The 13,973-nt window shown below is 46.7% G+C and carries 16 protein-coding genes; 10 read left to right on the top strand and 6 right to left on the bottom strand.

Translation table 11 applies throughout. The annotated features are described in order from the left end of the window. Positions 1–17: 17 nt before the first annotated feature. The 3 genes from IQ257_RS18205 to IQ257_RS18195 form a co-directional block, all read right to left on the bottom strand. The gene (locus IQ257_RS18205) at positions 18–926 is read right to left on the bottom strand and encodes an AAA family ATPase (RefSeq protein ID WP_193878869.1); all 909 of its coding nucleotides are present in this window, start codon (positions 924–926) and stop codon (positions 18–20) included. A 52-nt stretch (positions 927–978) separates the two neighbouring features. Beyond that, positions 979–1,995 (bottom strand): bifunctional riboflavin kinase/FAD synthetase, encoded by a 1,017-nt coding sequence (locus tag IQ257_RS18200; RefSeq protein WP_193878868.1) that lies wholly within the window; start codon positions 1,993–1,995, stop codon positions 979–981. 89 nt (positions 1,996–2,084) lie between these two features. Beyond that, positions 2,085–2,990, bottom strand: a complete 906-nt coding sequence (locus IQ257_RS18195; RefSeq protein ID WP_193878867.1) for an MBL fold metallo-hydrolase — start codon at positions 2,988–2,990, stop codon at positions 2,085–2,087. 768 nt (positions 2,991–3,758) lie between these two features. On the opposite strand from IQ257_RS18195, the gene grxC reads away from it, so the two are divergent. The 6 genes from grxC to IQ257_RS18170 all read left to right on the top strand — a co-directional run bounded on the left by grxC (position 3,759) and on the right by IQ257_RS18170 (position 7,427). Beyond that, on the top strand, positions 3,759–4,034 hold the full coding sequence (grxC, locus tag IQ257_RS18190) for a glutaredoxin 3 (protein WP_193878866.1): 276 nt from the start codon (positions 3,759–3,761) through the stop codon (positions 4,032–4,034). Between the two features lie 99 nt (positions 4,035–4,133). After that, positions 4,134–5,108 (top strand): glutathione synthase, encoded by a 975-nt coding sequence (gene gshB / locus IQ257_RS18185; RefSeq protein ID WP_193878864.1) that lies wholly within the window; start codon positions 4,134–4,136, stop codon positions 5,106–5,108. 91 nt (positions 5,109–5,199) lie between these two features. Next, positions 5,200–5,589 (top strand): DUF4870 domain-containing protein, encoded by a 390-nt coding sequence (locus IQ257_RS18180; RefSeq protein WP_193933142.1) that lies wholly within the window; start codon positions 5,200–5,202, stop codon positions 5,587–5,589. A gap of 5 nt (positions 5,590–5,594) precedes the next feature. Beyond that, the gene (locus IQ257_RS31575; protein WP_416207931.1) at positions 5,595–5,669 is read left to right on the top strand and encodes a DUF4870 domain-containing protein; all 75 of its coding nucleotides are present in this window, start codon (positions 5,595–5,597) and stop codon (positions 5,667–5,669) included. A 33-nt stretch (positions 5,670–5,702) separates the two neighbouring features. After that, positions 5,703–6,815, top strand: coding sequence for a Gfo/Idh/MocA family protein (locus IQ257_RS18175; protein ID WP_228060806.1), 1,113 nt, complete (start codon positions 5,703–5,705; stop codon positions 6,813–6,815). Positions 6,816–7,085: 270 nt separating this feature from the next. Next, entirely contained in the window at positions 7,086–7,427 is a 342-nt protein-coding gene (locus IQ257_RS18170; protein ID WP_193881497.1) for a hypothetical protein, read from the top strand. 73 nt (positions 7,428–7,500) lie between these two features. Here IQ257_RS18170 and IQ257_RS18165 read toward each other — a convergent pair whose 3' ends face one another. After that, a complete protein-coding gene (locus tag IQ257_RS18165; protein WP_193881499.1) occupies positions 7,501–8,211 on the bottom strand; it encodes a DUF4230 domain-containing protein in 711 nt (236 codons plus the stop codon). A 198-nt stretch (positions 8,212–8,409) separates the two neighbouring features. Here IQ257_RS18165 and IQ257_RS18160 point away from each other — a divergent pair, with 198 nt between their 5' ends. Genes IQ257_RS18160 through IQ257_RS18150 form a run of 3 tightly spaced genes read left to right on the top strand, consistent with a single transcriptional unit; the run spans position 8,410 to position 10,112 of the window. Beyond that, complete coding sequence (locus IQ257_RS18160) at positions 8,410–9,387, top strand: hypothetical protein (protein ID WP_193881502.1); 978 nt, start codon at positions 8,410–8,412, stop codon at positions 9,385–9,387. Positions 9,388–9,408: 21 nt separating this feature from the next. Then, the gene (locus tag IQ257_RS18155) at positions 9,409–9,606 is read left to right on the top strand and encodes a hypothetical protein (protein ID WP_193881505.1); all 198 of its coding nucleotides are present in this window, start codon (positions 9,409–9,411) and stop codon (positions 9,604–9,606) included. Then, positions 9,579–10,112: a GUN4 domain-containing protein gene (locus IQ257_RS18150; protein WP_228060805.1), complete on the top strand. Its 534-nt coding sequence runs from the start codon at positions 9,579–9,581 to the stop codon at positions 10,110–10,112. The genes IQ257_RS18155 and IQ257_RS18150 overlap by 28 nt, the downstream gene beginning before the upstream one ends. 107 nt (positions 10,113–10,219) lie before the next feature. On the opposite strand, the gene IQ257_RS18145 is transcribed toward IQ257_RS18150, so the two are convergent. Then, positions 10,220–11,005 (bottom strand): SDR family NAD(P)-dependent oxidoreductase, encoded by a 786-nt coding sequence (locus IQ257_RS18145; protein WP_193881508.1) that lies wholly within the window; start codon positions 11,003–11,005, stop codon positions 10,220–10,222. Between the two features lie 155 nt (positions 11,006–11,160). Here IQ257_RS18145 and IQ257_RS18140 point away from each other — a divergent pair, with 155 nt between their 5' ends. Further along, a complete protein-coding gene (locus IQ257_RS18140; RefSeq protein ID WP_193881511.1) occupies positions 11,161–13,302 on the top strand; it encodes an acylase in 2,142 nt (713 codons plus the stop codon). A gap of 130 nt (positions 13,303–13,432) precedes the next feature. Here the strand turns inward: IQ257_RS18140 and petJ are convergent, their stop codons facing one another. Continuing rightward, a complete protein-coding gene (petJ, locus tag IQ257_RS18135) occupies positions 13,433–13,765 on the bottom strand; it encodes a cytochrome c6 PetJ (RefSeq protein ID WP_193881514.1) in 333 nt (110 codons plus the stop codon). Positions 13,766–13,973: the final 208 nt, after the last annotated feature.

The raw sequence follows: 13,973 nt of genomic DNA, 5'->3' as shown, positions 1-13,973 counted from the left end.
AACTCAACATATTGTAGTTAAGGAATAGATACGGAACGCAAAAGCTGCTCAACAATCGGTTTAGCTTGACGCCCCCCCGTGGGAATGAGACGGTGAGACAGGACATGAGGTGCCACAAACTTGATATCATCGGGAATCACATACTCTCGACCTTCTAGAAACGCTAAGGATTGAGCAGCACGCTGTAAGGTGACGGTGCCCCGTGGACTAACCCCCAACATGACATCTTCGGCTTCGCGGGAGGCTCGTATCAAACTCAGAATATACTCTTGCAACGAGGTTTCTACCTTCACCTGACGGCAAAGACGCTGTAACTCCAAAACATCCTCTGTCGAAATACAAGGTTTGAGTTCTGAAACCATCATGCCTTCCTGATGTCGCTGTAGCATCTGGAGTTCCTCTGCCGGAGTGGGATAGCCTAGAGATAGGGATAGGGTGAAGCGATCCATTTGAGCCTCTGGCAAGGGAAAAGTCCCCTGGTACTCAATCGGATTTTGAGTGGCAATCACAAAAAATGGCTGGGGAACCAGGCGAGACACGCCATCCACTGTAACCTGATGCTCTTCCATCACCTCCAACAAAGCCGACTGGGTGCGAGGTGTCGCCCGATTGATTTCATCCGCCAGCAGAATATTAGCAAATACAGGACCAGGAAGAAATTCAAACTCACGGCTGTTCGGATTCCAAATATTCGTACCAGTGATATCAGCAGGCAGCAGGTCGGGTGTACACTGAATTCGCTGAAACCGCCCGTCAAGGGAACGAGCCAAGGATTTAGCCAGCAGCGTTTTTCCAACACCAGGAACATCTTCTAGCAAGGCGTGTCCCCCAGACAGGAACGCCACCAGCACCAAGCGAATCGCATCGGCTTTACCGACAATAGTACGACCGAGATTTTCTGTTAGCTGTTCAATTCGTTCTCTCATATTGGTAGATTATCCCCTATTCCCCATTCCCCACTCCCTATCTCTCCATTCCCTAACCCTTATGCTCAAAAAAAGCTCTGGCGGCTGCGCAGTCTGTCTGAATTTGAGCCTTGAGGGACTCTAGGGAAGCAAACTTTTGTTCGGGTCGCAAAAACTGCTCTAAACTCACGGTTAATACTTGCCCGTATAAATCTTCCGTCCAATCTAACAGGTGAACCTCAACAGTCAAGGAAGAGCCGTCAACGGTGGGGCGTATGCCGATATTCATGACACCCAATGTAGAGGGAGGTAGTAAGGGGTTATAGACTCGGACACAATACACGCCTTGCCGGGGTAAAAACTTGTCGGGTGGTAACTGGAGGTTGGCTGTCGGAAATCCTAGAGTTGCCCCCAGTCTTTGCCCTTTCACCACGACGCCGGTAATGCTATAGGAACGCCCTAGCAGTTGATTGGCTTTAGCCATATCCCCTTGTTCTAAGGATTTACGGATTAACGAACTGCTAATCCGTTCTCCTAGAGACATTTGCAAGGGTACGATAGTCACATCAACCCCGTAGGTAGATGCGATCGCTTGCAAGTCTTGGGATGTTCCGACTCGTCGATTTCCGAAGCGAAAGTCTTCTCCCACACTCACATGGGTAACTTGTAGCTGCTGCACCAAAATCTTTTCTACAAATTGCTCTGGACTCAGAGAAGCCAATTCCCAATCAAAAGGCAGCAACACTAGCTGTTCAATACCTAGGAGTTTAAGCTGTTGAACCTTTTCTGAACGAGGTGTCAGCAACTTCCACTTTTGACCAGAAAAAAATTCACGGGGATGAGGATAAAAGGTTGCCATTGTCGCATAAATATGCTCTCTTCCCCGTTCGACTTGATTCTGAACAGTGGTCTGAGAACTCGGCAAACGCAAATCTTCGTACTGACTTGGCTCGCCGCCTACGGTTGACGTTTGCGATTCCTGCAAGATCGGTTGAATGACCTGTTGATGCCCTCGGTGAACGCCATCAAAATTTCCCAGGGCAACAGCAGTTGGTGTTAATGCAGCGGTTGAAGAAGAAGTAACCCACACGCTTTACATCTTTACACATTTAACGTGTCTATTGCTAGATCTTGACTCAAGAAGTCTGAAGTTATGAAAGATATTTCTGCCTGCTGCCTTCAGTTAACTGCTTCAACAGAAAGCTTGGCTTCTTGGGAGGGAACTGGATTAGGTAGGGAGGAAGTATCCATCAAGGAAATGGAAAGACCTTCGCGAGCCATAATGGTATGGCGGAAATGTTGAATGGCTTCTTCACCGACGCGATCAAGAAAATCATCGTTGTGTAAGGGGTCATGGTGAAAAATTACCAGTTTTTTCACATTAGCGGCTTTGGCGAGCTTGATGCCTTCCTGCCAAGTCGAATGCCCCCAACCCATCTTGCTACCGTAGTATTCTTCATCGGTGTAGGTGGCATCGTAAATCATCACATCAGCATTGTTGACCAGATTGAAGACATTTTGATCGAGTTCCTCTAGCCGATGTTCCGTATCCGTGATGTAGGCAGCAGAATGTCCTCGCCAGCTTACACGATAGCCCACAGCTTCGCCAGGATGGTTGAGCAGCTTATTTTCCACGGTAACTTCACCAATTTCAACTTTAGAGCCAATTGCGAGGTTGTTGAATCTCAAGTCAGCTTGCATGACTTGTAGGGGAACTGGAAAATTCGGGTGGAGCATCTGGTCAGTGAGGCGCTGTTTAATAGTTGTACCGTTTGGTGCAACGGCTCCGTAGATGTTGAAGCGATTGCCTTTGATAAAAGCCGGAACAAAGAAGGGAAAGCCTTGAATGTGATCCCAATGGGAGTGGGTAAAAAATAAATGCGCTTCCACCGGCATCTGCGAAAGAAGTGACTGCCCCAAAACTCGCAAACCCGTGCCGCCATCAAAAATCAGCCGTTCGCTACCGACTCGCATTTCTACACAAGGAGTATTACCCCCGTAGCGGACTGTCTCTGGTCCTGGGCAGGCAATACTCCCTCTAACGCCCCAAAAATGGATGCTGAATAAGTTGTGCTTACTAGACATAATTTTTTCCTTGCAGGCTTTTTTCGGCAGTCTATTAGTAACGTTTCACCAGGTTGATTGCAGTCCTTTTCATCCAATTCCCACCTATTTAAGTTTCCCCCAATTTCAGAGATAACAGGAATATCCTTACAAAGAGGGAGTGACTCCCACAGTCATCGGCAGGGGGTTGGCTACAAGCCTTAAGGTCTTTTGATTTTTGATCAAGCCTTATTTTAGGAGTCGCAAGTTGTAACAGGGGGGTAGACAAAATCTTTTTTACACCAGATGTGCTAATCTACTTTATCCGAAAGTTGAGCTTACAGCAGCTAATTAAAATATTTCTGCTGGAAACGACCTGCGTTTGATTCGGTAGACTGTTTCTCATAATGCTTATCCAACAGAGGTAATTTCCTGTAGTTACCCAAGTGGTAGCTGCACAATATAGATAAGTCAATATTAGGTTTGAGGGTTACAGGTTAGAAACCTAATGCTAATTCCTTGATAGGAGTTAAGTATAAGTCTCCAGAGTCTCTAACTCTCACTATGCCAGTTATTGTTCTAAAGTTATCAGTTTCAGGTCAACGCCGTCTGGCATTTGACGCAACAAAACCCTGTGATTTGGATCACTTTTGAATGTCGAAGGCAGAAGAGTCTCCTTTCCGCGATGGGATAAGCATCTCTCTTGCACGACTTGTAGAACTTGTTCATCTATTTAACATCGTACTCTCATTCTTTTACGTCCAGTACCGATCTAAAATTTAAGAAATGTTGCTTGACCTTGAGGAGAAAATGGAACCAACAGTTGAAATTTACACTTGGAGCTGGTGCCCGTTCTGCCTTCGAGCTAAAGCGCTGCTCAAAGAAAAGGGCGTTGACTTTACCGAATACTCCATTGACGGCGATGAAGAGACGCGGGCAGTTATGGCTCAACGGGCGAACGGACGCCGTTCCCTGCCGCAAATTTTTATCAATGACCAACATATTGGTGGTTGTGATGACCTCTATGCACTCGAAGATAGAGGCAAACTCAATTCTCTCCTGAACAATGCAGCAACGGGGGGTTGACAAAATTGACACCTATAGAATGTCGGTGATAAAAGAATGCCCCGAAAATCTATCCCTGTCATTTCCCTGTCCCACTCATCAATCTAAAGGATTCCTGGTGTGAAATTTGCCTTCATCATTGACCCGCTCTCGAAGCTTGACCCCGGTCACGATACCAGTGTGGCGCTCATGGAAGCAGCACAGGCATCAGGTCACGAAGTTTGGGTGACTCAGGTTGAAAAATTATCGGTTGTAAGCACTCAGGCTTGGGCACTTTTGGAACAGATAAAGCTGAAACCCGCTGAACTAGTAGAGGGGCGTTGGCTGGTTGATGAGGGGTGGTACACTGTGTCGGGTGCCGTATCACGTCCTCTGGAGGATATGGATGCTGTTTTTATGCGCACTGACCCACCAGTGACGGTTCCGTACCTCTATGCTACTTATACTCTTGACTACATTAACCCCGAAAGCACCTTAGTTATCAATTCCCCATTGGGACTGCGGAGAGCGAATGAGAAAATGTACGCTCTCCAGTTTAAGGACGTTATTCCCGAAACGATTGTCAGCTCAGATAAATTTGTTATTCAGAAATTTGTTAAAGAAAAAGGGTCAGCCGTTCTCAAACCCTTAGGGGGTAAAGCTGGTGAAGGTATTCTTTTTCTGGAAAATGGCGATCGCAATTTTAACTCCTTAGTCGAAATCAGCACTAAATGGGGACGTGAACCGGTGATGATTCAGGCTTACCTACCAGCGGCGAAAGAAGGGGATAAGCGAATTATTCTACTCAACGGTGAACCCCTCGGAGCTGTTAACCGCATTCCTACGGGTAGCGAATTTCGCGGTAACATGGCAGTCGGTGGTAGAGTCGCTGCCACCGAGATTACTCCCCAAGAGCAGAAAATTTGTGCTTTGCTGAAGCCGAAGTTACAGCTCGATGGCTTGTATTTTGTCGGAATTGACGTTATTGGTGGATATCTTACGGAAGTAAATGTTACTAGTCCGACTGGTATTCGTGAAATTGATAGGCTCAATAATGTGCGGTTGGGGAAACAAGTGATTGCATGGGTGGAACAGTTTAGAGGAGCTAGGGGATAGATAAAGGGAAAAGGAAATTTTCTTTGCCCTGAATCGTAATCGACGTATCCTAACAAGCAAGATGTGTAGTAGCTTGGGAGGGAGAACGATTATGCAAGATAATCATCAGGATGCTCGTAACTGGGGAATGCTTTGCCATCTAGCTTCCCTGCTGTGGTTGCCTCTAGCATTTCTGGGTTTAGCTATACCGTCTGCTAATGTTGTCGGACCGCTAATTGTTTGGCTTTACAAGAAGGGAGACGACCCGTTTGTTAACAATCACGGCAAAGAGTCTCTGAACTTTCAAATTTCGATGACTATCTACGGGTTGATCCTATTTGTAGTTGTGGCAGTCTTTGCTCTAATCTACCTGGCAGTTGTCGGAACTGCGGCAAGTACTGAGCAAGTGACTTTCTGGTTGTTGGGTGGGGCAGTTGGGCTGGGTTTGTTTGGGTTATTCATTGTTTTGGGTTATTCATTGTTTTGGGTTTCGTTGATTTGATTTTGGTGATTGTGGCTTCTCTTGAGGCGTACAACGGCAAGTCTTACCGTTACCCACTTACGATTCGATTTTTGAGATAGAGGTTGATGATGTCTTCAGAGGTTTCTAAAACTATGCCAGTGATTGGTGTCGCCGTTATTGGCACGGGGTTTGGGCAGAAAATTCACATTCCTGGCTTTGAGATTCACCCCCGGACGCAAGTTGCTGCTGTCTATAACCCCGATATTGATAAAGCCGAAGTGATCGCTCGTTCCCATGATATACCCCATGCTGGCGATCGCCTTGAGGAACTCTTGGCACTCCCCGAGGTTCAAGCAGTCAGCATTTCAACACCACCATTCCTACATTACGAGATGGCAAAACAGGTGTTGCAGGCGGGGAAACATTTGTTGCTGGAAAAACCCATGACTCTTTCAGCAACACAAGCACGGCAACTTTACCACCTTGCAGCAGCGAAGGGTGTTGTCGCAATGCCAGATTTTGAGTTTCGTTTTGTACCTGCATGGCAGCTATTTGCTGAATATCTGGCACAGGGGTATGTCGGTCAAAAGCGTTTGATTAAAATAGATTGGTTAGTATCGAGTCGTGCTGATGCCCAACGTTCTTGGAACTGGTACGCCCAAAAAACCAAGGGAGGGGGAGCATTAGGCGCTGTTGGATCTCATACGTTTGATTACATTCATTGGTTATTCGGTTCAGTACGTCGCTTGTGCGCTCAACTGAGTACCGCCATTCCCGAACGCCCAGACCCCACGGCAGGCGGTGAGTTAAAGTCAGTCGATGCCGATGATACCTGTTTATTGATGCTGGAATTAGCGGACGGCACACCTTGTCAGCTTTGTATCAGTTCCGTCACCTATGAAGGGCGGGGGCATTTTGTGGAGGTTTATGGCGATCGCGGTACATTAGTGTTGGGTAGTTGCAATCAGAAAGATTACGTTCACGGCTTTAACCTACAAGCAGCACCAGCAGGTAAACCCCTAGCAGAAGTAGAAATTCCTAAGCGGTTGGCTTTTCCGCAAGTCTACACCGATGGGCGTCTAGCACCCTTTATTCGGGTTGTTGACCAATGGGTACAAGGGATTGACGCAGGTAAAGTGATGACGCCTTCACTGCGGGAAGGGGCTTACTCACAACTGCTAATGGATTTAACTCATCAATCTCACGAAACAACGAGTTGGGTAGATGTGCCAAGTTTGGATGTATTTCTTGATCAAAAAGGCTGAATAGTCGGAGATTAAGATATTCAGGGTTCAGGGTTCAGGATTTTGTCCAATGAGCCGTGTTTATTAATTTTATTGAACACAAAAAGCTCAGGATTTATTTTTCATCAGTGTATTTTTTGTGAGGATTAATATACCGTAATTTTGAACAATTAACTCTCTTTTCAGAAGGGAAAGTCAGGAACTAAAATAAATTCAGAAAGTCTGTTAAGATTGTAAGATGCAAAAAACTCCACCTTTTCCGCGAATTTGAGGTTGACTAAAAGTTATCCTATGTCACAGCCAACAATTAACGCGTGTTCCCAAATCAACTGTCCTTTTTTTGAAAACAAACCTTCCTCAGGGGGATGCCCCCGATACAGCGCTCCTGGTCAATGCCATCTAACAACGCTGTTTGAATTTGAAACTGATGGGAATTGGTTGTTTCTCGTTGAAGAGAGTGAATTAAACTCAATTAAAAAGGTCAATGATCGCTTTTTAAACAAGGACAAAGCGAGTCGGAAACAACTGCAACAGTTACGGACGAAAAAGCCGAGGAAACTCGAATTACCCAATCCCCAATCCGTTAGCCCTACTGGAACTGACGCCCAATTGCAGCCAGAGGGATTACTCTAAATAATCATACAACTTAGGATTTTGACTTCTGGCAAATGTTATAAAACATGGTTTTGGCTGCGCGATAATTCGCTTACATACAAGTTTCGGGTTGGGGTGGCTGAGTTTTTACCTCAACATTTTTATATCCTGCCGTCGTTAATAACTGACTGACAACCAATTGTGAGCGCGTGTTCGCCTCTTGCAACAAACCTTGGTTGCAGGCATTAAATAAGATTTTTTGAAGCGTTTCTTGTTGAGCCAAGCTCTGTAACTGAGGAGCTGTATCTGGACCCAACCCCAAAAAACCGCGATTGTAGTCATAGACTTGAGAACGATTGACATCAATTTTACTGTCTAGGATGCGGGGCGGTGGTAGCTGGATCTGGATGGTATCGTCAACAATAGCTACATTTTCAGGCTTCAATTCTTCTAAATCAACCCCAGCCCGCACCTCACCGTAAGCAATGTAGAGGAGGGTTGTCTCAGCAATCGGATAGCCTGCCACAGTTCTAGCCTGACGGGTAGGAACGACGGCTTCCATCGTAAACACAGCCGTTGTCAGTTCGCTAGCACCCCGCACTTGCTGGACGACGAGGGAACGGACATCAACTTCTGGCGCAGGTTGGGAAACATTGAACATCGCCGTTACTTGTTCAAAAAAACGAGAGCCTGTTCGCCACATCCCAATGCCAAAAATCAGGGCAACCACCACCATGCCGCCTGTCGTCATTAGCATCAAGTTTCTGAACAACCCGAATGTGAGACGGTCAATCCGGTACTTCTGAAAAAATTGATGGTTCATGCTGTTACTCCTTGAGGCAGGCTGTGTTGATATCTTCCCTAATCAAGGTTAACGTTATTAGGTTATTAAAGAAGCTAACAAGCAAGGGGTTTTCAGTGTCAAAATTCTATCAGGAGAGTTAGCTGTTTTTGGCTATTTCTCTCTACCTTAAGCGAACGCGGTAGCCAAAGTAGTTTATTTGACCACTAAATACTGCCAATGAGTTCCAAATTAGTCAGACAAGCAAGACGATTCTTACTGGGTGCAGTGATAGTTACAGCCGGATTGGGGCACCTCCCCGTACAAGCCCAAGTCTCTAATGCCCAAGTTGGGGCGTTAGTAGAAGCACTGCGACTGGCAGCACCGCAAACGGGGACTGAAAACGACGGACTCTACAGTGAATGGCAAATCAAACCTGAAAATATTCCTCGTTGGTCGAAGCAATGTATTGGACGGCAACTATCGCCTGCCGATTTTGAAGCCAGTCCCGTGACTGCCCGAGCAATACTGGTTTGTGTGATGGGGGATATTCTCAAAGAACAGTACAGTGCAAGTGGGAATAATGAGTCGGTGGCAGTGCAGCGTGCTGCGGCTTGGTGGATGACGGGTGATGCCAGTCGTTATAGTAGTGCGCCCACCAATTCCTACACTCAGAACGTTCTAAATTTCTATCAGCAGCAGCGCCGCACGCCCCAAACCCAACAACCTGCTACTCCCCCACAACCCACTGAAACTCAGGCTGAAGCAAAACCCGCAACCACTCAGACTCAAACCACAACCGGTGCCTCATCCACTAGGGAAATTTCTGATGTTCAAGTTGATGCACTAGTTGAAGCCCTGCGACTGGCAGCGCCGCAAACAGGCACTCAGAACGACGGACTTTATAGTGAATGGCAAATCAAAGCCGATAACATTCCCCGTTGGTCGAAGCAGTGTACTGGGCAGGAACTGACACCAGCGGTGTTTGAAGGGAATCCCACAACTGCTCGCACGGTTGTAGCTTGTGTGATGAGAGATATTCTCAAGGAACAGTACAGTGCCAGTGAGAACAACTTATCGATGGCAGTACGACGTGCTGCATCTTGGTGGATGACAGGCGACCCCAGTCGCTATAAAAGTGGCTCAACGGCTGACTATACTCAAAGAGTTTTGTCTTTTTACCGAGAGTCGTTTCTGAAGTTTTTCCCGCATCTGTAACCTTTCGGTAGGAGTAGGGCATTGTTCATCAGTGCCTACTCCCATCTTGCACTATTTGCAGGACAGGCAAACGCCTATCCCACAATCAACACTATAGTAATTAAAGCTGTGCGATCGCTCTTGAGTCTGGCACGTCCAAGTCAGATCAAATCTATGCCAAAATCAAGACAAGCGTGTCAAAACGGTGAGCAATGGTTTGGGCTTCAGGGCAGGTATTGATTCCCGAGAATCCGGGTGATGATTTGAGTTCAAAATGTGGCATCGATTACCGCCGACTGCGAGATTTATTAGCCGCCGGAGAGTGGAAAAAAGCCGATCAAGAAACCTCAGACAAAATGCTGGCTGTGATCGGCAAAGAAAGCTGGAATATAGAAAAATTTCCTTGTACCGACCTACGAACGATTGATCGTCTCTGGGTAAAATACAGCAATGGACGCTTTGGTTTTTCTGTGCAAAAGCGAATCTTTTTAAGGGTAGGGGGTCAACCTTCAGGTGTGTTTGATTATCACATCTATCAAAAATTAGCCGATATGCTGGGATGGCGTAAAAATGGAGAATGGTTGAGTTACCAGGAGCTTACCTTTAGCCCTAAAGCCCCCCAGGGGCATCTCCCAGCAGTGGGGATCAGGTCGAGTTGTTGTGTTTATAGGGATTTGGACGATAGAGAGTGGTGGTTTGGGTTGTTGTGGTGGTTCTTCTCTCGAATCGAGACTTGTGAAATGTAACATCTAAAGGTTTCAGTTCGAGTGAAAGTTTCTCTGTGTAAGGCTTTCAGAGTTTGCTCTACCGAGAGTGACAGAAGAGGGATAAGGTAAATTGACCCACAGTATTTTCAACTTCTAGGACGAAACTGCGGCTCCACTAGCTGCGCCAGCATTTTTCTCGGTACGAATCGTGATAAATTAACGGTAACTTTATTGTTCCACCGACCCGGCACCACTGTACACTCATCCGCTTCTAAAGCGTTGAGTGATTCGCGCACCACGTCCTCTGGAGAATCAACATTCTGACGCTCCGAACCACTGGCAAATTTGCTAAAGCCAGCAGTTTCAAAAAAGTTACTTTCAGTAGGTCCTGGACAAACTGCTAGAATTTTGACTCCCGTGTGCTGATTTTCTGCCCAAAGTGCCTCGCTGAAATGGGTTACAAATGCTTTGCTTGCTGAATAAACGGATAAGTACGGCAAAGGTTGAAAACCGGCAATGGAAGAGATATTAATAATACTGCCGGAACCACGCTCCTGCATTTGGGGGAGGAACTGGTAAGTCAGGTCTACCAATGCTAGAACATTAAGTTGAACTATCTTGATCTGCTTGGTTCGGGAACTCTGACTGAAGGAACCGTAGTCTCCAAATCCAGCATTGTTGATGAGTAAATCAATGGTAATATTTTTTTGACTAACAGCTTCAAATACTCGAGCAGCCGCGTCCGGTTCAGTCAAGTCTTGCACAATGACATCGGCCTGAATCTGATACTTATCGTATAACTGTTTGGCAAGTTGTTCAAGTTTCCCTTGAGAACGAGCCACTAAAACTAAGTCTGTATTGCGCTTTGCCAATTTTTTAGCGAAAGCCGCACCAATTCCCCCTGAGGCTCCAGTAATTAAAGCAGTAGACATGATATTAATTTTCAGTTGAGTTCTATTTTTTTTGATTTATTTATTTCTAGTTTAGCTTCTATTAAAGACAAGGCTTTAAAAAATAAAATCCCGGCTCTACCTTAGCTCAAAAGTAGACTAGTGTAATCAATCGAATGGCAGATTTTTTATTTCCAATGGTTAGATTGAAGAAGAGACTTGCATTATTATTACTGTTGCTGATACCCTTAGTTTTGACGTTGTTTTTAGGAATTTCTCGTCCGGTTAACGGGGTAGAGCGAACGGAAATTCTTTGGGATACCTGGGGAGTTCCTCATATCTACGGTCAGGATACAGAAAGTCTATTTAAAGCCTTTGGATGGGCGCAAACTGCCAGTCACGGTAACTTGATTTTACAACTGTACGGGCAGGCACGAGGAAGGGCAGCGGAATATTGGGGAGAAGACTACCTAGAATCTGATCAGTATGTCAGAACGATGGGTATTCCCTCAAGGGCGCAGGAATGGTACGAGGCACAAAGTCTGACGATGCAGCACTATTTGGATGCCTTTGCTGCTGGAATTAATGCCTATGCTGAGGAAAAGGCTGACCAAATTGAGGATAAGGTTAAGGTAGTGCTGCCTGTAGATGGGGTGGATGTGCTTGCCCACGTACAGCGCGTGATTCATTTTAATTTTGTGGTGAGTCCTCAGCAAGTGGCATCCCTGAGTCCCAGTCGTTTACCGAAAGAATCACAACCTTCTCCTATTTCCAGCTCCCAACTCCCAACTCCCCAACCCATGGGTTCCAATGCTTGGGCGATCGCACCTTCTCATTCTGCCACGGGCAATGCTATGCTGCTGGCAAATCCTCACTTACCTTGGTCAGACTTTTTCCTTTGCTATGAAGCGCAGTTAACTGCACCAGGAATTGATACTTATGGTACGGCGTTGGTGGGAATGCCTATGTTGGCTATTGCGTTTAACGATAACTTGGGTTGGACGTTTACCGTGAATACCCATGACGGTTGGGATGCTTACGAATTGACGCTGGCGGATGGGGGTTATCTTTTTGACGGTAAGGTGCATCCCTTTGAAACCGAAACCCAAACCCTGAAGGTGAAGCAGGCAGATGGGACGGTGCGAGAAAAAGAGTTAGTTATTCGGCGATCGCTTCATGGTTCAATAGTTGCACAGAATAACGGAAAAGCGATCGCATTGCGGGTGGTAGGTTTAGACCAGCCTCAAATCATGGCACAGTTATGGGAGATGGCGCAAGCTAACAATCTCAGGGAGTTTGAGACAGCAGTACAACCGTTGCAGCTTCCCATGTTCACGATTATGTATGCGGATCGAGAGGGGCATATCCTGCATTTATTTAATGGTTTAGTACCTGTGCGAGGGCAAGGAGATTGGCGGTATTGGCGGGGTATTGTACCAGGTGACACCTCTCAAACCTTATGGAGTCGATACCATCCCTATCAGGATTTACCCCGTATTCTCGATCCGACTAGTGGTTGGTTGCAGAATGCCAACGATCCACCCTGGACAACCACATTCCCCCAAACGATTAATCTGGATCAGTATCCTCCCTACATGGCACCACAATTTATGGGTTTCCGCGCCCAGCGCTCGGCAAAGATGTTGATGGAGGATTCTCAAATTAGTTTTGAAGAGATGATTGCCAAGAAATTTTCCCCCTGCATGGAATTAGCCGATCGAATTTTAGATGACTTAATTCCAGCAGCGCGGCAGTCGGGAGGCAAATTGGCAGGTGAAGCGGCTGATGTGTTGGCAGCATGGGATCGGCAGGCAAATGCTGACAGTAGAGGGGCGGTATTATTTGCACTGTGGGCGCGCTCGATGCCTACTAATAACTGGTTTGCCACAGGCTGGAACCCAAATTCGCCTCTGACAACTCCTGACGGTTTAGCTGACTCTGTAGCTGCCGTGAAAACCTTAGAGGCAGCAGCAACAACCGTTAAGTTACTCTATGGGGCGCTGGATGTGCCATGGGGAGACGTGGCACGATTGCGCTATGGTACTGTGGATTTGCCTGCGAGTGGGGGTCCCGGGTTTTTGGGGATTTTCCGGGTGATTGATTTAGCACCAACCAGTGAGGGGCGTTTTGGCTCGGTAGCTGGGGATAGTTATATGGCGGCAATTGAGTTTTCTAATCCGGTGAAAGCAAAGGTACTGACGGTTTACGGCAATGCGACTCAACCGGGTTCTGTTCATAGTCGTGATCAGTTACCTCTGTATGCGCAGAATGAGTTGCGATGGGTGTGGCGTACTCGTAGGGAAATAGAGGCAAATTTGGAATCGCAGAAAGTCTTTTAACTGTTCCGGTGAGAAGCCCCACTCAGAGAGCCGCATCAATCGGCAGGGCAAAGGGCAATCCACCCAGACACGCCAAGGAAGCCTTTCGACACACCCTATGGTAGCCGAACTGCTCCCTTAGCTTTATTCACTACCAGCCTTTTTCGGCTTGTTCTAGAACGTAAGCCGCAACATCTTCAATTTGGGACGGGTTTAAGCGTCCTTTGAAAGCAGGCATAGCATTTTTGCCATTGGTTACTTGGTTGACAATTGCATCCATGGAGTCCATGCCATACTGCTCCAAGGCGTCCTTTTTCAAGGTTTTGTTCGCCATAACGACGTTGTTACCTCCCATATGGCAGGCAGCACAGTTGGCACCAAAGATTTTGCCACCGCTGACGGTATCAGCAGCTAGGGCAGGACGACTTAGAACGAGCCCGAAAAAGGCGATCGCAACTAAAACGACTGACAGTAGTTTCTTCAATGTAGTTCTCCTCTTCTCAAAAGCGACAGCGGACAAGATTGCTGCAATTTGTGATTGAGCAATTTAGATCGGCAATCTCCCACCCCACTGGATAGGATCATTGGGGCATGACTGAATAGGTCTGCCTTTTCTCAGATCGATTTTACAGCAACCTGTTGCCTTAACCTTGAGTCTATTGGCAGAGCAAAGGGAATTGGGGAGATGGGGG

The organism is Coleofasciculus sp. LEGE 07092 (assembly GCF_015207375.1).
Classification (GTDB): Bacteria; Cyanobacteriota; Cyanobacteriia; order Cyanobacteriales; family Coleofasciculaceae; genus LEGE-07092.
Note: the sequence above shows the minus strand (reverse complement) of the source record. Positions and strands in the feature narration are given on the sequence as shown.